The organism is Enterobacter sp. R-25, assembly GCF_049913205.1.
Classification (GTDB): domain Bacteria; phylum Pseudomonadota; class Gammaproteobacteria; order Enterobacterales; family Enterobacteriaceae; genus Enterobacter; species Enterobacter ludwigii.
The window spans coordinates 3,044,731-3,069,520 of record NZ_CP183982.1 but is presented as its reverse complement, the minus strand read 5'-3'; the positions used below and the strand labels follow the sequence as shown (position 1 = coordinate 3,069,520).

Genomic DNA, 24,790 nt, shown 5'->3' with positions numbered 1-24,790 from the left:
ATATAAGGAAACGTAATGCAGGATCTTAAAGGTTTCTCCGTGCCGAAAGGCTTTCGGGGCGGGAGCGGTATTAAAGTGCAGTTGTGGTGGGCCGTACAGGCCACCTTATTTGCCTGGTCACCGCAAATACTGTACCGCTGGCGAGCTTTTTTATTGCGACTGTTTGGCGCAAAAATCGGAAAAAACGTAGTCATTCGCCCGTCGGTAAAAATTACCTACCCGTGGAAATTAACGCTTGGGGATTATGCGTGGGTAGGGGATGAGGCGGTGTTATATACCCTTGGCGATATTACGATTGGCGCAAATTCAGTGGTTTCACAGAAGTGTTATTTGTGCACCGGCAGTCACGATTTTATGAGTCAGCATTTTGATATTACCGCCACTCCGATTGTGATTGGCGAAAAATGCTGGCTGGCGACAGATGTTTTTGTTGCACCTGGTGTTTCTGTTGGCGATGGCACGGTAGTCGGTGCCCGCAGCAGCGTTTTTAAATCGCTACCGGCAAATAAAATTTGCCGTGGCAACCCCGCAGTGGTGATACGCGAACGCGTTGAAACTGATTAAATTCATAAGTAGAGGAATATAAACATGTCTAAAGTCGCTCTCATCACCGGCGTTACCGGACAGGATGGTTCTTACCTGGCAGAACTGCTGCTGGAAAAAGGTTATGAAGTACACGGTATTAAGCGTCGTGCTTCTTCATTCAACACCGAACGTGTGGATCACATTTATCAGGATCCTCATGCGGCGAACCCGAAATTCCATCTGCACTACGGCGACCTGACCGATACTTCCAACCTGACCCGTATTCTGCAGGAAGTGCAGCCGGATGAAGTGTACAACCTGGGCGCGATGAGCCACGTTGCGGTCTCCTTCGAATCTCCGGAATACACCGCTGACGTTGACGCAATGGGTACGCTGCGTCTGCTGGAAGCGATTCGCTTCCTCGGCCTTGAGAAGAAAACCCGTTTCTACCAGGCATCCACCTCTGAGCTGTACGGTCTGGTGCAGGAAATTCCTCAGAAAGAGACTACCCCGTTCTACCCACGTTCTCCGTACGCGGTGGCGAAACTGTACGCGTACTGGATCACCGTGAACTACCGTGAATCCTACGGCATGTATGCCTGTAACGGCATTCTGTTCAACCACGAATCCCCACGTCGTGGTGAAACTTTCGTTACCCGTAAAATCACCCGCGCTATCGCTAACATCGCACAGGGTCTGGAATCTTGCCTGCACCTCGGCAACATGGATTCCCTGCGTGACTGGGGCCATGCCAAAGACTACGTAAAAATGCAGTGGATGATGCTGCAGCAGGAAAAACCAGAAGACTTCGTTATCGCAACCGGCGTGCAGTACTCCGTACGTCAGTTCGTTGAGATGGCTGCCGCTCAGCTGGGTATCAAACTGCGCTTCGAAGGTACCGGCGTGGAAGAGAAAGGCATCGTGGTTTCCGTAACGGGCCATGACGCACCGGGCGTGAAACCGGGCGACGTGATTGTACAGGTTGACCCACGTTACTTCCGTCCTGCTGAAGTGGAAACCCTGCTGGGCGACCCAACCAAAGCACACGAAACACTGGGCTGGAAACCAGAAACGACTCTGCAGGAGATGGTTTCCGAGATGGTTGCCAAAGATCTTGAAGCAGCGAAAAAACACTCCCTGCTCAAGTCTCATGGCTACGAGGTTGCCATCGCGCTGGAGTCCTGAGAATGACAAAACAACGTATTTTTGTCGCGGGTCATCGCGGAATGGTGGGTTCCGCGATTGTTCGCCAGCTTGAACAGCGCGGTGATGTCGACGTGATTGTCCGTACCCGTGACGAGCTGAACCTGCTCGACAGCAAAGCGGTACAGGACTTCTTCGCCAGTGAACGTATTGACCAGGTGTATCTGGCGGCGGCGAAAGTGGGCGGCATTGTTGCCAACAACACGTATCCGGCGGATTTCATCTACGAGAACATGATGATTGAGAGCAACATCATTCACGCAGCGCATCTGCACAACGTGAATAAGCTGTTGTTCCTCGGCTCATCCTGTATCTACCCGAAAATGGCGAAGCAGCCGATCGCTGAGAGCGAACTGCTGCAGGGCACGCTGGAAGCAACCAACGAGCCGTATGCGATTGCCAAGATTGCCGGGATCAAGCTGTGCGAATCCTACAACCGTCAGTATAACCGCGACTATCGTTCGGTGATGCCGACCAACCTGTACGGACCGCATGACAACTTCCACCCGAGCAATTCACACGTGATCCCGGCGCTGCTGCGTCGTTTCCACGAGGCAACGGCCGAAAATGCACCGGATGTGGTGGTGTGGGGCAGCGGGACGCCAATGCGTGAATTCCTGCATGTGGATGACATGGCGGCTGCCAGCATCCACGTAATGGAGCTGGATCGTGAGGTGTGGCAGGAAAACACCGAACCGATGCTGTCGCACATTAACGTCGGTACTGGCGTGGATTGCACCATTCGTGAGCTGGCGCAAACCATCGCGCAGGTGGTGGGTTACAAAGGCCGCGTGGTCTTTGACGCCACCAAACCGGACGGCACGCCGCGCAAACTGCTGGACGTGACCCGTCTGCATCAGCTGGGCTGGTATCACGAGGTATCACTGGAGCAGGGGCTGGCAAGCACCTACCAGTGGTTCCTTGAAAACCAGCACCGCTTCCGGGGGTAATGATGTTTTTAAGTCAGGAAGATTTTGCCACGGTAGTGCGTTCCACTCCGCTCATCTCAATTGATTTGGTGGTGGAGAACGAACGCGGCGAGTTCTTGCTGGGAAAACGAACCAACCGTCCTGCACAGGGCTTTTGGTTCGTGCCCGGCGGGCGCGTGCAGAAGGATGAGACGCTGGAAAATGCTTTTGAGCGTCTCACTCTGGCGGAACTGGGCCTGCAACTGCCGATGGCGGCAGGCCAGTTTTACGGGGTCTGGCAGCACTTCTATGACGATAACTTTTCGGGCACCGGTTTCACCACGCACTATGTGGTGCTCGGTTTTCGCCTGAAGGTGAGTGAGGCAGACCTGCGTCTGCCTGATTCTCAGCATGACGACTACCGCTGGCAGACGCCAGAGGCGTTGCTGGCCAGTGACAATGTGCATGACAACAGTCGTGCCTATTTCCTGGCCGATCGTCAGTCCGGAGTGCCGGGCTTATGAAAATTCTGGTGTACGGAATCAACTATTCGCCGGAGTTAACCGGCATCGGTAAATACACCGGCGAAATGGTCGAGTGGATGGCGAGCCAGGGACATGACGTGCGGGTCATTACCGCGCCGCCATACTACCCGGAATGGAAAGTAGGTGAGCGCTATTCAGGCTGGCGCTACCGTCGCGAAGAGGGTGCCGCGACCGTCTGGCGTTGCCCGCTGTACGTGCCGAAACAGCCCTCAACGCTGAAGCGGTTACTTCATCTGGGCAGCTTTGCCCTGAGCAGTTTCTTCCCGCTGATGGCGCAACGTCGCTGGAAGCCGGATCGCATTATCGGTGTGGTGCCAACGCTGTTCTGCACCCCAGGCATGCGCCTGCTGGGCAAACTCTCCGGCGCGCGCACGCTGGTTCACATTCAGGATTATGAAGTGGACGCCATGCTCGGCCTGGGAATGGCCGGCAAAGGTAAGAGCGGGAAGGTGGCGAAACTCGCCAGCGCCTTCGAGCGCAGCGGCCTGCATAACGTGGATTATGTCTCGACCATCTCGCGCTCAATGATGAACAAAGCGCAGGAGAAGGGCGTACCGGCGGAAAAAGTGATCTTTTTCCCCAACTGGTCTGAAGTGGCGCGTTTTCGCGACGTAACAGACAGTGACGCTCAGGCGCTACGCGCTCAGCTCGGTCTGCCTGACGACCAAAAAATCATTCTTTACTCAGGCAACATCGGCGAGAAGCAGGGGCTTGAGAGCGTCATCGACGCCGCACAGCAACTGAGCCATCAACCCTGGATGTTTGTCATCGTCGGGCAGGGCGGCGGAAAAGCGCGACTGGAAAAAATGGCCAACGAACGCGGCCTGACGAACGTGAAATTTTTCCCGCTTCAGTCTTACGAGGCACTGCCTGCGTTGCTGAAGATGGGCGACTGCCATCTGGTAGTACAAAAGCGCGGCGCGGCAGACGCGGTGCTGCCGTCCAAGCTGACCAACATTCTGGCAGTGGGCGGTAACGCGGTGATCACGGCGGAAGCCGAAACAGAATTAGGCCAGCTGTGCGACAGCTATCCGGGGATCGCCGTTTGCGTGGAACCGGAATCGGTCCCGGCGCTGGTCACTGGCATTGAACGGGCACTTGCCATGCCAAAAACGAACACGGTGGCACGTGAATATGCCGAACGCACGCTCGAGAAAGAGAACGTGCTGAGCCAATTTATTGCAGATATACGGGGATAAATCATGAGTCAAACCACTTTGTATCCGGTTGTGATGGCAGGTGGCTCTGGTAGCCGGTTGTGGCCGCTGTCCCGCGTGCTCTATCCAAAACAGTTCCTCTGCCTGAAAGGGGAGCTCACCATGCTGCAGACGACGGTTAACCGCCTGCAGGGTGTGGAGTGTGAAAGCCCGGTGGTGATTTGTAACGAACAACACCGCTTTATTGTCGCCGAGCAGCTGCGCCAGCTGAACAAACTCACAGAAAATATCATTCTGGAGCCTGCCGGACGTAACACCGCCCCCGCGATTGCGCTGGCTGCGCTGGCGGCCAAACGCAGCAGCCCGGATTGCGATCCGCTGATGCTGGTTCTGGCGGCAGACCATGTTATTCAACAGGAAGAGTCGTTCCGCGAGGCGGTACGCGCGGCTATTCCTTACGCCGAAAACGGCAAACTGGTGACTTTCGGCATCGTGCCGGACCTGCCGGAAACCGGCTACGGGTATATTCGTCGTGGCAATGTGACCCCGGGCGAAGGCGACAGCGTAGCGTTTGACGTGGCGCAGTTTGTCGAAAAACCGAATCTGGAAACCGCGCAGGCTTATGTGGCCAGCGGTGAATATTACTGGAACAGTGGGATGTTCCTGTTCCGCGCTGGCCGCTACCTGGAAGAGCTGCGCAAATATCGCCCGGATATTCTGGACGCCTGCGAGAAAGCGATGGCGGTAGTGGATCCGGATCTCGATTTTATCCGTGTTGACGAAGCGTCTTTCCTCGCCTGCCCGGAAGAGTCAATTGACTATGCGGTAATGGAACGCACGGCCGATGCCGTTGTGGTACCGATGGATGCGGGCTGGAGCGATGTTGGCTCCTGGTCCTCCCTGTGGGAGATCAGCGCCCATACCCCGGAGGGTAACGTCCACCACGGTGATGTTATCAGCCACAAAACGGAAAACAGCTATGTCTACGCCGAGTCCGGTCTGGTGACCACAGTTGGCGTGAAGGATCTGGTGGTCGTACAGACGAAAGACGCCGTGCTGATTGCTGACCGTAATGCCGTGCAGGACGTTAAAAAAGTGGTGGAGAAGATCAAGGCCGATGGTCGCCATGAACACCATATCCACCGCGAAGTGTATCGTCCGTGGGGCAAATATGACTCCATCGATGCCGGTGAACGTTACCAGGTGAAACGCATCACCGTGAAACCGGGTGAGGGGCTGTCGGTACAGATGCACCACCACCGTGCCGAGCACTGGGTCGTGGTGGCGGGTACCGCCAAAGTCACGATTGATGGCGAAGTGAAACTGCTGGGCGAAAACGAGTCAATCTATATTCCGCTGGGAGCCACGCACTGTCTGGAAAACCCGGGGAAAATTCCTCTCGACTTAATTGAAGTGCGCTCCGGTTCGTACCTGGAAGAAGACGATATTGTCCGTTTCCAGGACCGTTACGGGCGGGTATAGCGCCGTCTCTAAAGCCGGATAGCGTTTCGCGCATCCGGCCTGCGAATGAATAAAAACAAATTTGCCTGTTAATCGGGCGGGCCAACTGTTGCCTGAAAAAGGGGTCATCATGGAAAAATTAACCTGTTTTAAAGCCTACGATATTCGCGGCAAGCTGGGCGAAGAGCTGAATGAAGACATTGCGTGGCGCATTGGCCGCGCATACGGCGAATATCTTAAGCCACAAACGATTGTCCTGGGCGGCGATGTGCGCCTGACCAGTGAGTCCCTGAAGCTGGCGCTGGCAAAAGGGCTGCAGGATGCGGGAGTGGACGTGCTGGATATCGGCTTGTCTGGCACCGAAGAGATTTACTTTGCCACTTTCCACCTCGGCGTGGACGGCGGTATCGAAGTGACGGCCAGCCATAACCCGATGGACTACAACGGTATGAAGCTGGTGCGCAAGGGCGCGCGTCCTATCAGCGGCGATACCGGTCTGCGTGACGTGCAGCGTCTCGCCGAAGCTAACGATTTCCCGCCGGTGAATGAAGCGAAACGCGGCAGCTATAAGCAGATCGACCTGCGTAAAGCGTACATCGACCATCTGCTGGGCTACATCAACGTTGCAAACCTGAAACCGCTGAAGCTGGTGATCAACTCCGGTAACGGCGCGGCCGGCCCGGTGGTGGATGCGCTCGAAGCCCGCTTTAAGGCCCTGAACGTCCCGGTAACCTTCGTTAAGGTCCATAACACCCCGGACGGCAACTTCCCGAACGGTATCCCGAACCCGCTGCTGCCGGAGTGCCGCGACGACACCCGTAACGCGGTCATCGAACACGGTGCCGATATGGGTATCGCCTTTGACGGCGATTTCGACCGCTGCTTCCTGTTCGACGAAAAAGGCCAGTTCATCGAAGGCTACTACATTGTCGGTCTGCTGGCGGAAGCGTTCCTCGAGAAGAACCCGGGCGCGAAGATCATTCACGATCCGCGTCTGTCCTGGAACACCGTGGATGTGGTGAACGCCGCGGGCGGCCAGCCGGTGATGTCCAAAACCGGTCATGCCTTCATCAAAGAGCGTATGCGCGAAGAAGACGCCATTTATGGCGGCGAGATGAGCGCCCACCACTATTTCCGTGATTTTGCCTACTGCGACAGCGGGATGATCCCGTGGCTGCTGGTGACCGAGCTGCTGTGTCTGAAAGGGCAGACCCTTGGCGAGCTGGTACGCGACCGCATGGCGGCCTTCCCGGCAAGTGGCGAAATCAACAGCAAACTGGCGCAGCCGGCCGAGGCCATTGCCCGCGTGGAGCAGCATTTTGCCCTCCATGCGCTGGAAATTGACCGTACCGACGGCATCAGCATGGCGTTCCCGCAGTGGCGTTTTAACCTGCGCTCTTCAAATACCGAGCCGGTGGTGCGCCTGAACGTGGAATCCCGCGCGGATACCGCGCTGATGGAAGCGCGAACGAAGGACATTCTGGCGCTGTTGAATCAGTAAATAGCTTTCCCCCTCCCCCTGATATGGGGTGAGGGGGCAGGTGTTGAACTAAAGGAACAACGATGACGAATCTAAAAAAACGCGAACGAGCGAGAACGAATGCATCGTTAATCTCCATGGTGCAGCGTTTTTCTGATATCACCATCATGGTCGGCGGATTATGGGTGGTGAGTTGGGTAAGCGGGCAATCCTTCTTCTACATGCATCTGCTCATGGCGCTGATTGCGCTGGTTGTGTTCCAGATGATCGGGGGGATGACCGACTTCTACCGTTCGTGGCGTGGTGTGAAAATGACCACCGAACTGATGCTGTTGCTGCAGAACTGGACATTAAGCCTGATCTTCAGCGCAGGGCTGGTGGCATTCAGCCATGATTTTGATAATCGCCTGGTGACGTATCTGTGCTGGTATCTGATTACCAGCGTCGGCATGGTGGTATGCCGCACCCTGATCCGTTTTGGCGCCGGCTGGCTGCGTAACCGCGGTTATAACCGTCGCTTTGTCGCCGTGGCGGGGGATTTGCCGGTAGGGAAGGTGCTTCTCGATAGCTTCCGCAAAGAGCCATGGTTAGGTTTTGAAGTGGTCGGGATTTATCACGACGCGAAGCCTGGCGGCGTGCCTTCAGACTGGGCCGGTAATTACGAACAGCTTATTGAGGACGCGAAAGCCGGCAAAATTCATAACGTCTACATCGCGATGCAGATGAAAGATGAATCCCGCATTAAGAAACTGATGCGTGAACTGGCCGATACCACCTGTTCGGTGATCCTGATCCCGGACGTCTTTACCTTTAACATCCTCCATTCCCGTATTGAAGAAGTGAACGGCGTGCCGGTCGTGCCGCTGTATGACACCCCGCTGTCGGGTATCAATCGCGTGCTCAAGCGCCTGGAGGATATCGTGCTCTCTTCACTGATCTTACTGCTGATCTCCCCGGTGCTGTGCTGCATTGCTCTGGCGGTGAAGCTGAGCTCCCCGGGCCCGGTTATCTTCCGTCAGACCCGCTACGGCATGGACGGTAAGCCCATCATGGTGTGGAAATTCCGCTCAATGAAGGTGATGGAGAACGACAAGGTCGTGACCCAGGCGACGCAGAACGATCCACGCGTTACGCGGGTGGGGAACTTCCTGCGCCGCACCTCGCTGGATGAGCTGCCGCAGTTTATCAACGTCTTTACCGGTGGCATGTCGATTGTCGGACCCCGTCCCCATGCCGTGGCTCACAACGAACAGTACCGCTCGCTGATTGAAGGCTACATGTTGCGCCATAAAGTGAAGCCAGGCATTACCGGCTGGGCGCAGATCAACGGCTGGCGCGGCGAGACCGACACGCTGGAAAAAATGGAAAAACGCATCGAATTCGACCTGGAGTACATCCGTGAATGGAGCCTCTGGTTCGATATCAAGATCGTCTTTCTGACCATCTTCAAAGGTTTCGTGAACAAAGCGGCGTACTAAGATGAGCTTACGTGAAAAAACCATCAGCGGCGCCAAATGGTCAGCGATGGCGACCATTGTCATCATTGGCCTCGGCCTGGTGCAGATGACGGTGCTGGCGCGCATTATCGATAACCACCAGTTCGGTCTGCTGACTGTCTCGCTGGTGATTATCGCGCTGGCCGATACGCTGTCTGACTTCGGAATTGCTAACTCGATTATCCAGCGCAAAGAGATCAGCCATCTGGAACTGACCACGCTCTACTGGTTGAACGTTGGGCTGGGGGTGTTCGTTTTCGTGCTGGTGTTCCTGTTGAGCGATACCATCGCCAGCGTGCTGCACAACCCCGATCTGGCACCGCTGATGCGTACGCTCTCGTTTGCTTTTGTGGTGATCCCGCACGGGCAACAGTTCCGCGCGCTGATGCAGAAAGAGCTGGAATTCAACAAGATTGGGATGATCGAGACCAGCGCCGTTCTCGCAGGGTTTACCTTTACCGTGGTCAGCGCCCATTTCTGGCCGCTGGCCATGACCGCTATCCTCGGGTATCTGGTTAACTCTGCCGTGCGTACGCTGCTGTTCGGCTACTTTGGTCGCAAGATTTACCGTCCTGGGCTGCATTTCTCTCTCGCTTCGGTGTCATCCAACCTGCGTTTTGGCGCGTGGCTCACCGCCGACAGCATCATCAACTATGTCAACACTAACCTCTCCACGCTGGTGCTGGCACGCATCCTCGGGGCGAGCGTCGCGGGCGGGTACAACCTGGCGTACAACGTCGCGGTAGTACCACCAATGAAGCTCAACCCGATTATCACCCGCGTACTGTTCCCGGCGTTCGCCAAAATTCAGGACGACACCGAGAAGCTGCGCGTCAATTTTTACAAGCTGCTCTCTGTGGTGGGCATTATCAATTTCCCGGTTTTGCTGGGGCTGATGGTGGTCTCGAGCAACTTCGTGCCGCTGGTGTTTGGCGAGAAGTGGAACAGCATTATCCCGATCCTGCAGCTGCTGTGCGTGGTGGGGCTGCTGCGATCCGTTGGCAACCCGATTGGCTCACTGCTGATGGCTAAAGCGCGGGTTGATATCAGCTTCAAATTCAACGTGTTTAAAACGTTCCTGTTTATTCCGGCGATTATCGTCGGTGGACATATGGCCGGCGCCATTGGGGTCACGCTTGGTTTTCTGCTGGTGCAGATCATCAACACCGTTCTGAGCTACTTCGTGATGATCAAGCCGGTGCTGGGCTCCAGCTACCGGCAGTACATTCTGAGCCTGTGGCTGCCGTTTTATCTGTCACTGCCTACCCTTGTGGTGAGCTATGGACTGGGCATCGTGCTCACTGGCCATCTGCCGCTCGCGGCCATGCTGGCAATACAGGTCGCAGCAGGTGCACTGGCGTTTGGCGCGATGATTGTGCTGTCACGTAATGCGCTGGTGGTGGAGATGAAGCGCCAGTTTTGCCGTAACGAAAAAATGAAAACGCTGCTTCGCGCAGGCTAGTTATTTAAGAGGCCATTATGAAATTACTTATTCTTGGCAACCATACCTGTGGCAACCGTGGCGACAGCGCCATTCTGCGCGGTTTATTGGATGCGATTAACACCCTTAAGCCTGAGACTGAAGTGGACGTGATGAGCCGTTATCCGGTCAGCTCTTCCTGGTTATTGAACCGCCCGGTAATGGGCGACCCGCTCTACAGCCAGATGAAGCAGCACAACAACGCTGCCGGCGTGATGGGACGCGTGAAGAAAGTTCTGCGCCGTCGCTATCAGCACCAGGTGTTGCTGTCCCGTGTAACTGATACCGGCAAGCTGCGTAACATCGCCATTGCTCAGGGCTTCACGGATTTCGTTCGACTGCTGTCGGGCTACGACGCCATTATTCAGGTCGGCGGATCGTTCTTCGTCGATCTTTACGGTGTGCCGCAGTTTGAGCACGCACTCTGCACATTCATGGCGAAAAAACCGCTGTTTATGATTGGTCACAGCGTCGGGCCGTTCCAGGATCCGCAGTTTAACCAGCTGGCAAACTATGTCTTTGGCCACTGCGATGCCCTGATCCTGCGTGAGTCGGTAAGCCTCGATATGATGAAACGCAGCGAGATTGACACCTCTAAAGTGGAACACGGGGTGGACACCGCCTGGCTGGTGGATCATCAGGACGACAGTTTCCAGGCGAGCTACGCAGTGCAGCACTGGCTGGACGTGGCGGGGAAACAGAAAACGGTCGCCATCACCCTGCGCGAACTTGCACCGTTTGATAAACGTTTAGGCACCACCCAGGCGGCGTATGAGAAAGCGTTTGCTGACGTGGTTAACCGTGTGCTGGACAGCGGATACCAGGTGCTGGCGCTTTCAACCTGTACCGGCATCGACAGCTATAACAAAGATGACCGCATGGTGGCGCTGAACCTGCGCAACCTGGTAAACGATCCGTCCCGTTATCACGTGGTGATGGACGAACTGAACGACCTCGAGATGGGCAAATTGCTCTCAGCCTGTGACCTCACCGTGGGCACGCGTCTGCACTCGGCGATCATTTCGATGAACTTTGGCACGCCGGCCATTGCGATTAACTACGAGCACAAGTCAGCCGGCATTATGCAGCAGCTTGGCATGCCTGAAATGGCCGTTGATATTCGTCATCTGCTGGATGGTTCGCTTGGCGCGATGGTGGGCGATACCCTGGGGCAACTGCCTGCCATCAATGAACGCCTGGCCGTCGCGGTGAAAGCCGAGCGCGAGAAGGGAATTGGGATGGTGAAATCGGTGCTCGACCGCGTCCGGGAGGGGAAATGAAGGTTGGTTTCTTCTTACTGAAATTTCCGCTGTCGTCTGAAACCTTTGTGCTGAACCAAATCACCGCGTTTATCGATATGGGATACGACGTGGAGATCATCGCCCTGCAAAAGGGCGATACACAAAATACCCATGCGGCGTATACGCAGTATGGGCTGGAGGCGAAAACCCGCTGGCTGCAGGACGAGCCCTCAGGAAGAGTAAATAAGCTGCGCCACCGGGCCAGCCAGACCTTACGCGGGATCCATCGTGCGTCGACCTGGCGCGCGCTGAATGTTTCCCGCTATGGCGCGGAATCTCGCAACCTGATCCTGTCTGCCATTTGTGGTCAAACGGCGCAGCCGTACCGCGCCGATGTGTTTATTGCTCACTTTGGCCCGGCGGGCGTGACCGCCGCCAAACTGCGTGAGCTGGGGGTGATTGACGGTAAGATTGCGACCATCTTCCACGGTATCGACATCTCCAGCCGCGAGGTATTGAACCACTACACGCCGGAGTATCAGCAGCTTTTCCGCCGTGGCGACATGATGCTGCCCATCAGCGACCTGTGGGCCGGGCGTCTGAAAAACATGGGCTGTCCGCAGGAAAAAATCACCGTTTCGCGTATGGGCGTGGATTTAGAGCGCTTTACCCGCCGCCCGGTCAAGGTACCGGGAAAACCGCTGCAGATAATCTCTGTTGCGCGTCTGACGGAGAAAAAAGGTCTGCACGTGGCCATCGAAGCCTGCCGCCAGCTGCGAGCGCGCGGCGTGGATTTCCGCTATCGCATTCTCGGTATTGGCCCGTGGGAGCGTCGTCTTCGCACGCTTATCGAACAGTATCAGCTGGAAGATTATGTGGAGATGCCAGGCTTTAAGCCAAGCCACGAGGTGAAGGCCATGCTGGATGAGGCGGATGTATTCCTGCTGCCTTCCGTCACCGGCGCCGATGGCGATATGGAGGGGATCCCGGTTGCGTTAATGGAGGCGATGGCCGTCGGTATTCCGGTGGTGTCGACCCTGCACAGCGGGATCCCGGAGTTAATCAAGTCTGATTACTCCGGCTGGCTGGTACCGGAGAATAATGCGATGGCCCTTGCGGATCGTTTAGCCGAATTTAGCGGCATCGACCAACAGGCGCTGGAGCCCGTTATCCACAACGCCCGACAAAAAGTTGAAGCAGATTTTAACCAGCAGGTGATTAATCGCCAGTTAGCGAGCCTGCTGCAAACGTTGTAACGCCGAGGTTGTATGCTGAAAAAGATTACCCGACGCACCTTTGTCTCTTCTTTATCCGTCCTGGCGGCTACGCCGCTGCTGTCGTCCCGCATTGCGCGGGCGGCAACCGGAAAGACGGTCTCTGTTAACCAGTACAATAACAACGACTGGATCGCCGCCTTTAAGCAGGCGTTTAACGAAGGCGACACCGTTGTTGTCCCTGCCGGGCTCACCTGTAAAAACATCAATACGGGCATTTTCATTCCTGACGGTAAAACGCTGTTGATCCGCGGTGCGTTAACGGGAAATGGTCGCGGGCGCTTTGTGCTGCAGGAAGGCAGTAAAGTGATTGGTGAAGGTGACGGCCGCACGGAGAACATTACGCTGGACATTCGCGGTTCAGACTGTGTGATCAAAGGGCTGGCAATGAGCGGCTTTGGACCGATGACGCAGATCTACATTGGCGGCAAAAAGCCGCGCGTCATGCGCAACCTGCTGATTGATAACATCAGCGTAAGCCAGGCGAACTACGCCATCCTGCGCCAGGGATTCCATAATCAGATAGATGGCGCGCGCATCACCAACAGTAAATTCAGCCATTTGCAGGGCGACGCGATTGAGTGGAACGTCGCCATTAATGACCGTAACATCCTGATCTCCGATCATGTGATTGACAACATTAACTGTACGAACGGCAAGATCAACTGGGGCATCGGCATTGGTCTCGCCGGCAGCACCTACGACAACGATTATCCGGAAAAGCAAACCGTGAAGAACTTCGTGGTGGCAAATATCACCGGCAGCAACTGTCGTCAGTTAGTCCACGTCGAAAACGGTAAGCACTTTATTATTCGCAATATTAAGGCCAAGAATATCACTCCTGACTTCAGCAAGAAGGCGGGAATAGACAACGCCACGGTAGCCATTTATGGCTGTGATAATTTCATTATCGATAATGTCGATATGGTCAATAGTGCCGGCATGCTGATCGGCTACGGTGTAATAAAGGGCGACTATCTCTCGATACCTCAGAACTTTAAGCTGAACGACATTCGCCTGGATAATCGCCAGCTTGCGTACAAACTGCGCGGAATACAAATTTCCTCCGGCAACGCCACCTCCTTTGTGGCCATCACCAACGTTGAGATGCAGCGGGCTACGCTTGAGTTGCACAACAAACCGCAGCACCTCTTCTTGCGTAATATCAACGTGATGCAGGAAGCTGCCGTCGGCCCGGCGCTGAAGATGAATTTCGACCTGCGTAAGGATGTGCGAGGCAAGTTTATGGCTAAAGATGAGACCTTACTGTCGCTGGCGAACATCAAGGCTGTGAATGAGAAAGGGCAGAGCTCCGTGGATATTGACCGCGTGGACCAACAGGTGGTGAATACGGAGCGGCTGAATTTTGCGCTCCCGCACAGATAATCGACAATTGCCTTTTTTTTGCGACTATTCCTGGCACAGAAACGCGATCTATTCAGATTACAACTACTGTTTTTTGTGATGTGGTCCCCTAACATCATATAAGAATCACGGCAAATCATGCTGGCGAAAACAGGTTAAAGAGCTATAATTCGTCAACCATTTTAAGGTGGAAGAAATAATGATTAATTTGAAAGCAGTCATTCCGGTAGCAGGCCTGGGCATGCATATGTTGCCAGCCACAAAAGCCATTCCTAAAGAGATGCTGCCGATTGTCGACAAACCGATGATTCAATACATTGTCGATGAAATTGTTGCTGCAGGGATCAAAGAAATCGTCCTGGTTACGCACTCCTCCAAGAATGCGGTAGAAAACCACTTCGACACCTCTTACGAACTCGAAGCGTTGCTTGAGCAGCGCGTAAAACGCCAGCTGCTGGCTGAAGTGCAGTCTATCTGTCCTCCTGGCGTAACCATCATGAACGTGCGTCAGGCGCAGCCGCTGGGTCTGGGCCACTCCATTCTTTGCGCGCGCCCGGTCGTGGGTGACAACCCGTTCATCGTTGTACTGCCGGATATCATTATCGACAGCGCATCTGCCGATCCGCTGCGTTACAACCTGGCGGCAATGGTGGCGCGCTTCAACGAAACGGGCCGTAGCCAGGTGCTTGCTAAGCGCATGAAAGGCGATCTCTCTGAGTACTCTGTTATCCAGACTAAAGAAGCGCTGGAGACGGAAGGGCAGGTGAGCCGTATCGTTGAGTTTATCGAGAAACCGGATCAGCCGCAGACGCTGGATTCTGACCTGATGGCCGTTGGCCGTTATGTTCTCAACGCGGATATCTGGGCCGAGCTGGAAAAAACCGAGCCGGGTGCCTGGGACCGTATCCAGTTGACCGATGCGATTGCTGAACTGGCTAAGAAGCAGTCTGTTGATGCGATGCTGATGACTGGTGACAGCTACGACTGCGGTAAGAAACTGGGCTATATGCAGGCATTTGTGAAGTATGGCCTGCGTAACCTGAAGGAAGGTCAGAAGTTCAGAAGCCGGATTGAGAAGTTGCTGGCTAACGACTGATTCCTCTCTGTCTTTTGAATAAGCGGCAGTTATCATTTGGCTATGTAAAACATAACCAAAATGGTGACTGCCGTTTTTTGTTATTAATTATAATGATAACATGGGGTTATCTGATTCAAATGTGGACTGATTTGTAACGATTTGTGCTTGTTTCTAAGACCATTTAGGATGACAATTAACGCCAGTTTTTGTCTGTAATCAGACCCAAAATCCTTTATCTAACTTTCGCTCAGTGCACTGGTAGCTGTTAAGCCAGGGGCGGTAGCGTGCAAAATTTCTGAAAACGATATTTTTAATCGGTTTCCTGAGCATCAATATCTCGATATACCCAATAGATGGAAGAGCTAACGTGAAAATTCTTGTTACGGGCGGTGCCGGTTTTATCGGCTCAGCGGTGGTGCGGCATATTATTAAAAATACCCAGGATGCAGTCGTTAATGTGGATAAACTGACGTATGCAGGTAACCTGGAGTCACTGACCGACGTTAATGGTAGCGATCGTTATGTCTTTGAACATGCGGATATTTGCGATAAGGCGGCTATGGATCGTATTTTCGCCGAGCACAAACCGGATGCGGTGATGCACCTTGCGGCAGAGAGTCACGTTGACCGATCTATTACCGGCCCCGCTGCGTTTATTGAGACCAACATTGTGGGTACCTATGTCCTTCTGGAAGCCGCGCGAGCTTACTGGTTGACGCTGGATGACGCGGCTAAAGCGGCGTTTCGTTTCCACCACATCTCTACGGATGAAGTGTATGGCGATTTGCCGCATCCTGATGAACATCCTGCGTCTGCTGAGCTACCGCTGTTTACCGAAACCACAGCCTATGCTCCAAGCAGCCCGTATTCCGCCTCTAAAGCGTCCAGCGATCACCTCGTACGCGCATGGCTGCGTACCTACGGTTTCCCAACAATCGTGACCAACTGCTCAAATAACTATGGCCCGTATCACTTCCCTGAAAAGCTGATCCCGCTGGTGATTTTGAATGCGCTGGACGGTAAAGCGCTGCCAATTTACGGCAAAGGCGACCAGATCCGTGACTGGCTGTATGTTGAAGACCATGCTCGTGCGCTGTATACCGTTGTAACCCAGGGTAAACCGGGTGAAACTTATAACATCGGTGGGCATAACGAAAAGAAGAATCTGGATGTGGTACACACCATTTGCGATCTGCTGGATGAAATCGTGCCGAAAGAAGGTTCCTATCGCGATCAAATTACTTACGTCGCTGACCGCCCCGGGCATGACCGCCGCTACGCGATTGATGCGCATAAAATTGGTGTTGAGCTGGGATGGAAGCCTGAAGAGACGTTCGAAAGCGGTATCCGTAAGACCGTGGAATGGTATCTGAGCAACCAGGACTGGGTTAACAACGTTAAAAGCGGTGCTTACAAGACCTGGATCGAACAGAATTACGGAGAACGTCAATAATGAACATTCTTCTGTTCGGCAAGACAGGGCAGGTGGGTTGGGAACTCCAGCGCGCTCTCGCACCGTTAGGAAACGTGATTGCACTGGATGTGAAGTCGGAAGAGTACTGTGGTGATTTTAGTAACCCTGAAGGCATCGCTGAAACCGTCCGTGTAATTAAGCCTGACGTCATCGTCAATGCAGCAGCGCATACCGCAGTCGATAAAGCTGAATCAGAGCAGGAATTCGCACAGCTGCTCAACGCAACCAGCGTCGAGGCAATTGCGAAAGAAGCGGCGAAAATAGGTGCTTGGGTTGTCCACTATTCTACTGATTACGTCTTTCCAGGCGATGGCGAAACGCCATGGCGCGAAACGGATGCGACCGCACCTCTTAATGTGTATGGACAGACCAAGCTCGACGGTGAAAAAGCGCTCCAGGCACATTGCGCTAAACACCTGATTTTCCGCACAAGTTGGGTTTACGCCGGCAAAGGCAATAACTTTGCAAAAACAATGCTTCGCCTGGCGAAAGCGCGTAAAGAACTCTCCGTAATCAATGATCAGGTTGGTGCGCCAACAGGCGCTGAGTTACTGGCTGACTGTACCGCGCATGCTATCCGTGTGGCCATGGTAAAACCTGAAGTGGCTGGCCTCTATCATCTCGTTGCATCAGACACGACCACCTGGTATGACTATGCCGCGTTAGTCTTCGATGAAGCCAGAAAGGCGGGGATTGAACTGGAAATTGAAAAGCTCAATGCCGTTCCTACCACTGCGTATCCTACGCCTGCGCGTCGTCCTCAGAATTCGCGTTTAAATACAGAGAAATTCCAGCGCAACTTTGGCCTGGTTTTACCGGCATGGGATGTTGGCGTTAAGCGAATGCTCACCGAGCTTTTTTCCGCTGAATCAATCTAATATTAAATAATTGCCCGGCTTCGGGCAATTTGCATTTATAGAGAAATTACAATGGCTACGCGTAAAGGTATTATTCTTGCTGGTGGATCTGGCACTCGTCTCTACCCAGTTACTATGGCTGTGAGCAAGCAATTGCTGCCAATTTATGACAAACCAATGATTTACTATCCGCTGTCAACGCTGATGTTGGCGGGGATCAAAGATATTCTCATCATCAGTACGCCGCAGGATACTCCGCGCTTTGAACAACTTCTGGGCGACGGCAGCCAGTGGGGATTAAACCTTCAATATAAAGTTCAGCCAAGCCCTGATGGACTTGCACAGGCCTTTATTATTGGCGAAGAGTTCATTGGTGACGATAGCTGCGCGCTGGTGCTGGGCGATAACATTTTCTATGGACATGATCTGCCGAAGCAGCTTGAAGCTGCGTTGAATAAAGATGATGGTGCAACTGTATTTGCCTATCACGTTAACGACCCTGAACGCTATGGCGTTGTGGAGTTTGATAAAAACGGTACGGCAATCAGCCTGGAAGAAAAGCCGCTGGAGCCTAAGAGTAACTATGCCGTTACGGGCCTTTATTTCTACGATAACGACGTTGTAGAAATGGCTAAAAACCTGAAACCTTCTGCGCGCGGTGAGCTTGAAATTACGGATATCAACCGTATTTATCTTGAGCAAGGACGTCTGTCAGTTGCCATGATGGGACGTGGTTATGCCTGGCTGGATACCGGTACGCACCAGAGCCTGATTGAAGCAAGTAACTTCATCGCAACAATTGAAGAGCGTCAGGGGCTGAAGGTCTCCTGTCCGGAAGAGATTGCGTATCGCAAAGGGTTTATTGATGCGGAGCAGGTAAAGAAGCTGGCTGAGCCGTTGAAGAAAAATGCATATGGCCAATACCTGCTGAAGATGATTAAAGGTTACTAAGACATGAACGTAATTAAAACTGATATACCAGATGTATTAATTTTTGAACCAAAAGTATTTGGTGACGATCGTGGTTTTTTCTTTGAAAGTTTCAGTCAGAAAGTTTTTGAAGAGGCGGTAGGACGTAAAGTTGAGTTTGTGCAGGATAATCATTCAAAATCCTGCAAAGGAGTTCTGCGTGGTTTGCATTATCAACTGGAACCCTATGCACAGGGCAAACTGGTGCGCTGTGTTGCAGGGGAAGTATTTGATGTCGCGGTTGATATTCGCAAATCTTCGCCTACATTTGGGAAATGGGTTGGGGTGAATCTTTCAGCTGAGAATAAACGTCAGTTGTGGATCCCGGAAGGGTTTGCTCATGGGTTTCTGGTGTTGAGCGAGATGGCTGAGTTTGTTTATAAAACTACTAATTATTATAAGCCAAGTTCTGAAGGTAGCATCAATTTTCGTGATCCAGAATTAGCAATTTCTTGGCCAGAAATAGGAGTTGAATATTTATTGTCAGGGAAGGATTTGTGTGCCCCTTTATTATCTGATAGAGAAAAAGAATGAAAACACTAATGAGAAAAATAAAAGGTAAAATTGCTTCTTTAATAGGTCTTGAGATAAATATAATTTATGATTATCTCAAATTTAAAAAATATTATACTAAGGCATCACAGGCCTCACAAGACAAACAAAAACTGCAATCTTGGATACTACAAGATAAGCATAGAATAGAAAAAGCTTTTACTCTCCCAGAACCTAGGCCTGGTTTTGGAAAAGAGGTTATACCAAGATTAATTGATAATTTGGCCAGTTATAATAGTTCATTTAACACAGATTCAGTTTATTATATTGGTGTTGGGGCATTGAAGGCTTATATTAAATTTCATGAGGAAATTGGACACGAATTGCCTTCTTTCTTTTTAAAAAATATTGGTAAGATCCCTGCAGATGATTTTGATTGTGAGGAGTGTGAACTAGCAGGTTATAGCCAGGGTGTTGTTTATGACAAATCATCGAAACGGTCGTTGGCGGATTTTATTCGCGAACGAAAAAGTTGCCGTAATTTTGATATTAATAAGTCGCTTGAAATAAATAAAGAATTACTCGAAAAAGTAGTCGACTTATCAATAACTGCACCTTCTGTATGTAATCGTCAACACTGGAGAGTCCATTTTTTTAATGGTGACTTAAAAAATAATGTATTAAATTTCCAAAACGGCAATGCTGGGTTTCAAGAAAACATTCCTTATATAGCAGTGGTTACTAGTGATTTACGTGCGTTTTATTCTCATGATGAACGTAATCAACCATATACAGACGGTGGAATATTTTCGATGAATCTAATGTATTCTATGCAGCATTTTGGGCTGGCAACATGCCCGCTAAATTGGTGTAATTCAGCCCGTGTTGAGCAAAGATTTAAAAAACTTAATCTAATTCCCGAAAATGAATCCATCATACTGGTTATTGCTTTTGGTTATCCAAGTACTAATGCAATATATGCAAAATCACCCAGACTACCAGTAGATACCTTCTACCAGGTACATTAATAAAAAGCCATCTTTAATGATGGCTTATACTTATTAACAATGAAAAAACAAATAGCGAAAAATATATCTACAAACTTTCTTAACCTTTTGGTAAGTATTGTTATTGGATTGATATTAACACCGGTTCTGGTAAAAAAGCTTGGGGTTTCGGTTTATGGACTAATACCTATTGCTCTATTCCTGACTTTCTATATGGGGGTTATTGCTCAGTCGTTAACTGCTTCGGTAAATCGATTCCTGATTGAAAAATTCATTTCGCAAGAATTTAAACAAGCCAACGAAATATTTAGCACTTCTTTTATTTTGATTTTATTATATGTTTTAGTCTTGTCAGTTGTCTTATTTATTCCAATTGTTCACATAGATTATTTTCTAAATATACCAAATGGTTATCAAGACGATACCGTAAATCTATTTTTAGCGGTCTTAATATCATTTGTTTTAGCGATGATTAGCTCATCGATATCTGTCGCAATGTATGCAAAAAATAGAATAGATTTGATGCAGATTGGGAACATTATACGTAATATTAGTAAAATCTCTGCTATTTTTATTTTTATTAACTCCGGTTTTATAAGTCTAACATTTATTGGAATCTCAATCGTTCTTTCAGAGCTGTGCTATCTTATATACGCCATAATCACGTGGAAAATATTAACTCCCGAACTTGTAATTAAAATAAGATTTTTCAAAAAAGAGAGAGCAAAGGAAATTACAGCATTCAGTGGTTGGGTTTTGTTTGATCAAATAGGGACGATTCTTTTTTTAAAGACAGACCTAATTTTAGTTAATATGTTAATGGGTAGCAAGGCTAATGGAGAGTATTCGGTAGCAACTCAATTTAGTGATTTATTAAGATCGATGGCAGGACTCGTCGCTAGTAGTCTAGGACCTGTAATGGTAATTATGTATGAGAAAAAACAGCTAAAGCAGCTGGCTGATATTACTATTGCGTTTGTTAAGTTTTTGAGTCTAACGTTAGCCGTTCCTATCATAATACTTTGTATATATTCAAAAGAAATACTTGATTTATGGTTAGGTGCTGATTTCGTAAAATTATCGCCTTTAATAATATTGATGGTACTCCCATTAATTATCAATCTTGGTACTTTGCCAATACTGTCCATAAACATTGCAGTTAAAAAAATCAAAATACCTGCTGTAGTAAATATTGCATTAGCCCTCAGTGGAATATGTCTTTCGCTAATTATTTTCAATAGAACAACATTCGGCTATTACAGCATTGCTATTGCTTACACGTTAACACTTACAGTAAAAAATGCTTTTTTCATACCGTGGTACGCTGCTGCAATTATGAATAAACCGAAGTACACATTTTTTACAACCCATTTAAAGACCGTTATTTTTTCTGTTTTATTTTTAATAACAGCAAATTATCTAAAGTTATTAATGCATTGGTTTGAACTTAATATACTTTTGCAATGGACAGGACTGGCAATCATAGGTTTCTGCTCAACCCTTCTTTTTTATACGAAATCAGAAAGACAAATTTTTGTAAGTTTTTTAAAACGGAATAAAAGAAAGTGAAAAAAATAAAACAAGTCGGTATTATAAATTTCCAGTATTCTGATCATAACTATGGTGCTGTGTTACAAGCAGCAGCCTTAGAAAATGTTTTAAAGAATAAAGGATTCATCGTAAAACATATTGACTATATTTCTTCTCCCGAAATAAAAATAAATCCATTCTCTGTAGCAAAAAAACTCTCCAAGAAGATTGGTTTAACAAAATTAATTAAAACTATTCTTGGTAAGAAGATAATTATTAAGCATGATGTTAGTAATAATCAAGTATTTGAAGATTTCAGAAAAGCATGGATAAATCGTACAAAACGGTTCGACTCCTTAGAATGTCTACAAAATGAGAAATTAGAGTTTGATGCTGTTATAGTTGGAAGTGACCAAGTGTGGCGCCCTACAATGTATAATAGAAGAAATGACTATAAAGTCTATTTCTTAAGCTTTTTGCCAAGTACTTGTAAGAAAATTTCTTATGCAGCAAGTTTTGGTGTCGATTATTGGGAAATTACAGATAAATTTGTAACGTCTGATATTGCCAATTTGGTTCATGATTTCGATGCAGTCTCTGTTAGAGAAGAGTCAGGGATTTCAATTTGTAAAACTATTTTTCAGAAAGAGAGCTCACATGTATTGGATCCTACATTACTAGCGGGCAAAGATTTCTTTGATGGAATCATTGCATCGGAGGTAAAAATTGATTCAACACCCAAGCAAATCGTTTATTATAAACTGGATGTTGATCATACATTTACATCTAATATTGAGCAGTTTGGTTTGTTTAATAATAAAACCGTTACTAACATTTATTATAATCGAATTGAAAATAGGTTTGCATATTACACTGTTGGTCAGTGGTTAAGTAATATTAAAGAAAGCGAAATTATTATCACTGATTCATTTCACTGTGTATGTTTCTGTATACTATATCACAAAGATTTTATTTGTTGCGTTAATGAATCAAGGGGGCTATCCAGACTAAAAAGTTTGTTAACGATGCTTGGTATTGAAGATAGAATATGTTCCTCTGATGATAATTTCATTGACACGTACAAAAAAATGCGCCCTATAAATTACACAGAAGTCGATGCTATTCTTTCAAATGAACGAGTATTATCAGAAGAATTCTTAATGGATAGCTTACGGGATAAAATAGATTAGGATTCTTTGCATGAAATGTAGCTCTTTTCCAGTTATTGTAATGACCCGAAATGAAGGTTTATTTTTATTTCGATGTGTCGAGTCGATGCTAAAAAATGTAAGCATAGACATTCATGTATATATTATAGATAACAATTCATTAGATGATGAACATTTCGCTGTCCTCGATGTAATAGAAAAAAAATACACAAACAAAGTATCGGTTATTAGGAACACTAGTAATCTATGGGTTTTAGGTATAAATAAGACATTAAAACAAATCAGAGCTAAACATAGCAGTCCATATTTTTTTGTTACTGATGGAGATATCGATTTTTCTATATGTAAAGCTCAGCCTTGTTGGTTGACGTATCTAATACAACAAATGGAACAAAATATCGTAGTTGGTAAAATTGGCTATTCTTTAGATTGGGCTTATTTATCAAAGCAAGAAAACTTAAAAGATATTCTCTTGCAGGAAGAATCGTTATATGACGAAAGCAGGAGAATCAATGACTTATATATTGCACAAGTGGATACAACTGCGACCTTATTCCGATGGGATTGGTCGATTGAAAGTAGTGGGAATATTTTCCCTGATCATATGAGATATCTCCGCCCTGAATTGTACTCTTGCAGAACAAGTAAGAAACTAGTCGTGGAACATCTTGGTTGGATGAATTATAAAACTAATGCTTTAAGTCAGGGTAATATAGATAGTAAAGTTATATGTTTCACGATAGTTGGTGCAACTATTAAAAAAGAAATTTTGTGCCAAGCCAGTTTGAAAGCAAGAGTTTTCTTTTTTATATTAAATAGGCCATTTCAAATCCTCTGGGTGTTAAGGCGGTATTTATTTTTATTTAAATATATCTTCAAAAAAGGTCGCAGACTGTTTGATGGACAAAAGTGACATTTTAAATCCGGAGCTATGTATTTTACCACTGATGTTATGTGACTTCCTCCTGAGGAATATATGTATCTTTTTTCAAATAGTTTAATATTCTTATTTTTTTTATTGCATATCGCAGTTATATTTATCGGTATGGCAATCGCTTATACTAATTCAAAGCATTGTGATAATTTAGGTGTTCTTCTTGTAGCGGTTGTATATTTTGCACTTAATTTGACCCGAACTGGACTAGGGGTTGATGAACCAGTTTACCTTGAAGCGTATAAAGATTATATTCAGCAGGGTATACTTCATTTTGAGTATTCCTTTAATGCTGTTTATTATTTACTATCCATAGCGAATGTTGGGCCCGAATATTTCAATATAACTATATCAACTTTGTTTATCATTTTTTCAATTACGATGATTGTAAAATGTGTTGAAAGGCCTTATAGAACAATTGGATTAGTATTTTTCTTATTCTTTTCAATTACTTTGGATTTTATATTTAATGCTTACAGGCAAGGGTTGGCTTTTTTGTTTGTGGCATTGTCCCTACACTATTATTCAGTTAATAGAAAAAGAATGTCATTGCTCATGTTTATCATTGGGCTCGGTTTCCATTGGTCATCTATAGTTGTTGCAATAGCTATATTTTTATGCCGATTTATATCGATTCGTTTAGCGATGAGGCTGAATATTGCCATCATATTTTTAACATTAGTCGCTGCTTTAGTTCCTTTAAAAATAATCCCGTTGATTAGCAAAATTCTCTTTATTGGAAGTTTTGGATCACCTTATATCCTTAAGATTACGCGTTATTTAGATTCACCAATAGCATATTTCTATGATTTAAATATGTTAGGCCGAATGCCTTTAATAATTTCCGTAATTGCGACATTATTATATGTATATATATATAGAAATTTTATTCCTGAGTTTCTTTACAAACTGATTATCGTATTAATGGTGTATTGCCTTTTGTTCCTTGAAATGTCTTATAGTTTTAGAAACTACTATTGGGTACTTCCACTAATGCCTTTAATAATGGCTAATACACCATGTTTCGTTCAAAGTAATCGTGCAAAAAAATCCGTATTATTTGTGGCGTTTTTATTTCATGTGATATTATCAATAACTGGCTATTATACGTCTGGAATCATGCCAATGATTTTTGCATGAAAAAT

The 24,790-nt window shown here is 48.5% G+C and carries 22 protein-coding genes; all 22 read left to right on the top strand.

The features are described from left to right. The first annotated feature begins 15 nt into the window (after nt 1-15). Nucleotides 16-564 (top strand): colanic acid biosynthesis acetyltransferase WcaF, encoded by a 549-nt coding sequence (gene wcaF / locus ACN9MQ_RS14730; RefSeq protein ID WP_151711895.1) that lies wholly within the window; start codon nt 16-18, stop codon nt 562-564. Between the two features lie 24 nt (nt 565-588). Beyond that, nucleotides 589-1,710, top strand: coding sequence for a GDP-mannose 4,6-dehydratase (gene gmd / locus ACN9MQ_RS14725; protein ID WP_014170819.1), 1,122 nt, complete (start codon nt 589-591; stop codon nt 1,708-1,710). A gap of 2 nt (nt 1,711-1,712) precedes the next feature. Then, nucleotides 1,713-2,678 carry a GDP-L-fucose synthase gene (gene fcl / locus ACN9MQ_RS14720; RefSeq protein WP_014170818.1) on the top strand — a complete coding sequence of 322 codons (966 nt, stop codon included), beginning with the start codon at nt 1,713-1,715 and terminating at the stop codon, nt 2,676-2,678. Between the two features lie 2 nt (nt 2,679-2,680). Then, complete coding sequence (locus ACN9MQ_RS14715; RefSeq protein WP_072126435.1) at nt 2,681-3,160, top strand: GDP-mannose mannosyl hydrolase; 480 nt, start codon at nt 2,681-2,683, stop codon at nt 3,158-3,160. Then, nucleotides 3,157-4,380, top strand: a complete 1,224-nt coding sequence (gene wcaI / locus ACN9MQ_RS14710) for a colanic acid biosynthesis fucosyltransferase WcaI (protein ID WP_426021391.1) — start codon at nt 3,157-3,159, stop codon at nt 4,378-4,380. Before ACN9MQ_RS14715 ends, wcaI begins: the two co-directional genes overlap by 4 nt. A gap of 3 nt (nt 4,381-4,383) precedes the next feature. Next, nucleotides 4,384-5,820, top strand: coding sequence for a mannose-1-phosphate guanyltransferase (gene cpsB / locus ACN9MQ_RS14705; protein WP_014170815.1), 1,437 nt, complete (start codon nt 4,384-4,386; stop codon nt 5,818-5,820). Between the two features lie 109 nt (nt 5,821-5,929). Further along, on the top strand, nt 5,930-7,300 hold the full coding sequence (gene cpsG, locus ACN9MQ_RS14700) for a colanic acid biosynthesis phosphomannomutase CpsG (RefSeq protein ID WP_032680630.1): 1,371 nt from the start codon (nt 5,930-5,932) through the stop codon (nt 7,298-7,300). Between the two features lie 62 nt (nt 7,301-7,362). Continuing rightward, complete coding sequence (wcaJ, locus tag ACN9MQ_RS14695) at nt 7,363-8,757, top strand: undecaprenyl-phosphate glucose phosphotransferase (RefSeq protein WP_014170813.1); 1,395 nt, start codon at nt 7,363-7,365, stop codon at nt 8,755-8,757. Between the two features lies 1 nt (nt 8,758). Beyond that, on the top strand, nt 8,759-10,237 hold the full coding sequence (wzxC, locus tag ACN9MQ_RS14690; protein WP_032678528.1) for a colanic acid undecaprenyl disphosphate flippase WzxC: 1,479 nt from the start codon (nt 8,759-8,761) through the stop codon (nt 10,235-10,237). 17 nt (nt 10,238-10,254) lie between these two features. Continuing rightward, nucleotides 10,255-11,535, top strand: a complete 1,281-nt coding sequence (gene wcaK / locus ACN9MQ_RS14685) for a colanic acid biosynthesis pyruvyl transferase WcaK (RefSeq protein WP_032678527.1) — start codon at nt 10,255-10,257, stop codon at nt 11,533-11,535. After that, the gene (wcaL, locus tag ACN9MQ_RS14680; RefSeq protein ID WP_014170810.1) at nt 11,532-12,752 is read left to right on the top strand and encodes a colanic acid biosynthesis glycosyltransferase WcaL; all 1,221 of its coding nucleotides are present in this window, start codon (nt 11,532-11,534) and stop codon (nt 12,750-12,752) included. Before wcaK ends, wcaL begins: the two co-directional genes overlap by 4 nt. A gap of 12 nt (nt 12,753-12,764) precedes the next feature. Beyond that, nucleotides 12,765-14,156 carry a colanic acid biosynthesis protein WcaM gene (wcaM, locus tag ACN9MQ_RS14675; RefSeq protein WP_426262645.1) on the top strand — a complete coding sequence of 464 codons (1,392 nt, stop codon included), beginning with the start codon at nt 12,765-12,767 and terminating at the stop codon, nt 14,154-14,156. A 178-nt stretch (nt 14,157-14,334) separates the two neighbouring features. Beyond that, on the top strand, nt 14,335-15,231 hold the full coding sequence (galF, locus tag ACN9MQ_RS14670) for a GalU regulator GalF (protein ID WP_020883269.1): 897 nt from the start codon (nt 14,335-14,337) through the stop codon (nt 15,229-15,231). Nucleotides 15,232-15,580: 349 nt separating this feature from the next. Continuing rightward, entirely contained in the window at nt 15,581-16,666 is a 1,086-nt protein-coding gene (gene rfbB / locus ACN9MQ_RS14665) for a dTDP-glucose 4,6-dehydratase (RefSeq protein WP_426021392.1), read from the top strand. Next, on the top strand, nt 16,666-17,565 hold the full coding sequence (rfbD, locus tag ACN9MQ_RS14660; protein WP_020883271.1) for a dTDP-4-dehydrorhamnose reductase: 900 nt from the start codon (nt 16,666-16,668) through the stop codon (nt 17,563-17,565). The genes rfbB and rfbD overlap by 1 nt, the downstream gene beginning before the upstream one ends. A gap of 51 nt (nt 17,566-17,616) precedes the next feature. Next, nucleotides 17,617-18,495: a glucose-1-phosphate thymidylyltransferase RfbA gene (rfbA, locus tag ACN9MQ_RS14655; protein ID WP_014170805.1), complete on the top strand. Its 879-nt coding sequence runs from the start codon at nt 17,617-17,619 to the stop codon at nt 18,493-18,495. 3 nt (nt 18,496-18,498) lie between these two features. Then, complete coding sequence (gene rfbC / locus ACN9MQ_RS14650) at nt 18,499-19,047, top strand: dTDP-4-dehydrorhamnose 3,5-epimerase (protein WP_047742849.1); 549 nt, start codon at nt 18,499-18,501, stop codon at nt 19,045-19,047. Then, nucleotides 19,044-20,033, top strand: coding sequence for a nitroreductase family protein (locus tag ACN9MQ_RS14645; protein ID WP_052951141.1), 990 nt, complete (start codon nt 19,044-19,046; stop codon nt 20,031-20,033). Before rfbC ends, ACN9MQ_RS14645 begins: the two co-directional genes overlap by 4 nt. Nucleotides 20,034-20,072: 39 nt before the next feature. Then, nucleotides 20,073-21,581, top strand: a complete 1,509-nt coding sequence (locus ACN9MQ_RS14640; RefSeq protein WP_063215318.1) for an oligosaccharide flippase family protein — start codon at nt 20,073-20,075, stop codon at nt 21,579-21,581. Continuing rightward, nucleotides 21,578-22,732 carry a polysaccharide pyruvyl transferase family protein gene (locus ACN9MQ_RS14635; RefSeq protein WP_063215320.1) on the top strand — a complete coding sequence of 385 codons (1,155 nt, stop codon included), beginning with the start codon at nt 21,578-21,580 and terminating at the stop codon, nt 22,730-22,732. Before ACN9MQ_RS14640 ends, ACN9MQ_RS14635 begins: the two co-directional genes overlap by 4 nt. 85 nt (nt 22,733-22,817) lie before the next feature. Next, a complete protein-coding gene (locus tag ACN9MQ_RS14630) occupies nt 22,818-23,624 on the top strand; it encodes a glycosyltransferase family A protein (RefSeq protein WP_063215322.1) in 807 nt (268 codons plus the stop codon). Nucleotides 23,625-23,687: 63 nt separating this feature from the next. Continuing rightward, on the top strand, nt 23,688-24,785 hold the full coding sequence (locus ACN9MQ_RS14625) for an EpsG family protein (RefSeq protein WP_047742845.1): 1,098 nt from the start codon (nt 23,688-23,690) through the stop codon (nt 24,783-24,785). Nucleotides 24,786-24,790 lie beyond the last annotated feature (5 nt).

What these genes read in the sequence shown, in the direction of transcription:
- ACN9MQ_RS14630 (WP_063215322.1), top strand. Translation starts at nt 22,818, where the DNA reads ATGCTAAAAAATGTAAGCATAGACATTCATGTATATATTATAGATAAC.
- rfbC (WP_047742849.1), top strand. Translation starts at nt 18,499, where the DNA reads ATGAACGTAATTAAAACTGATATACCAGATGTATTAATTTTTGAACCA.
- cpsG (WP_032680630.1), top strand. Translation starts at nt 5,930, where the DNA reads ATGGAAAAATTAACCTGTTTTAAAGCCTACGATATTCGCGGCAAGCTG.
- gmd (WP_014170819.1), top strand. Translation starts at nt 589, where the DNA reads ATGTCTAAAGTCGCTCTCATCACCGGCGTTACCGGACAGGATGGTTCT.
- wcaL (WP_014170810.1), top strand. Translation starts at nt 11,532, where the DNA reads ATGAAGGTTGGTTTCTTCTTACTGAAATTTCCGCTGTCGTCTGAAACC.
- wcaM (WP_426262645.1), top strand. Translation starts at nt 12,765, where the DNA reads ATGCTGAAAAAGATTACCCGACGCACCTTTGTCTCTTCTTTATCCGTC.
- cpsB (WP_014170815.1), top strand. Translation starts at nt 4,384, where the DNA reads ATGAGTCAAACCACTTTGTATCCGGTTGTGATGGCAGGTGGCTCTGGT.
- fcl (WP_014170818.1), top strand. Translation starts at nt 1,713, where the DNA reads ATGACAAAACAACGTATTTTTGTCGCGGGTCATCGCGGAATGGTGGGT.
- wcaI (WP_426021391.1), top strand. Translation starts at nt 3,157, where the DNA reads ATGAAAATTCTGGTGTACGGAATCAACTATTCGCCGGAGTTAACCGGC.
- wcaF (WP_151711895.1), top strand. Translation starts at nt 16, where the DNA reads ATGCAGGATCTTAAAGGTTTCTCCGTGCCGAAAGGCTTTCGGGGCGGG.
- ACN9MQ_RS14625 (WP_047742845.1), top strand. Translation starts at nt 23,688, where the DNA reads ATGTATCTTTTTTCAAATAGTTTAATATTCTTATTTTTTTTATTGCAT.
- wzxC (WP_032678528.1), top strand. Translation starts at nt 8,759, where the DNA reads ATGAGCTTACGTGAAAAAACCATCAGCGGCGCCAAATGGTCAGCGATG.
- rfbA (WP_014170805.1), top strand. Translation starts at nt 17,617, where the DNA reads ATGGCTACGCGTAAAGGTATTATTCTTGCTGGTGGATCTGGCACTCGT.
- wcaJ (WP_014170813.1), top strand. Translation starts at nt 7,363, where the DNA reads ATGACGAATCTAAAAAAACGCGAACGAGCGAGAACGAATGCATCGTTA.
- ACN9MQ_RS14645 (WP_052951141.1), top strand. Translation starts at nt 19,044, where the DNA reads ATGAAAACACTAATGAGAAAAATAAAAGGTAAAATTGCTTCTTTAATA.
- wcaK (WP_032678527.1), top strand. Translation starts at nt 10,255, where the DNA reads ATGAAATTACTTATTCTTGGCAACCATACCTGTGGCAACCGTGGCGAC.
- galF (WP_020883269.1), top strand. Translation starts at nt 14,335, where the DNA reads ATGATTAATTTGAAAGCAGTCATTCCGGTAGCAGGCCTGGGCATGCAT.
- rfbD (WP_020883271.1), top strand. Translation starts at nt 16,666, where the DNA reads ATGAACATTCTTCTGTTCGGCAAGACAGGGCAGGTGGGTTGGGAACTC.
- ACN9MQ_RS14715 (WP_072126435.1), top strand. Translation starts at nt 2,681, where the DNA reads ATGTTTTTAAGTCAGGAAGATTTTGCCACGGTAGTGCGTTCCACTCCG.
- ACN9MQ_RS14640 (WP_063215318.1), top strand. Translation starts at nt 20,073, where the DNA reads ATGAAAAAACAAATAGCGAAAAATATATCTACAAACTTTCTTAACCTT.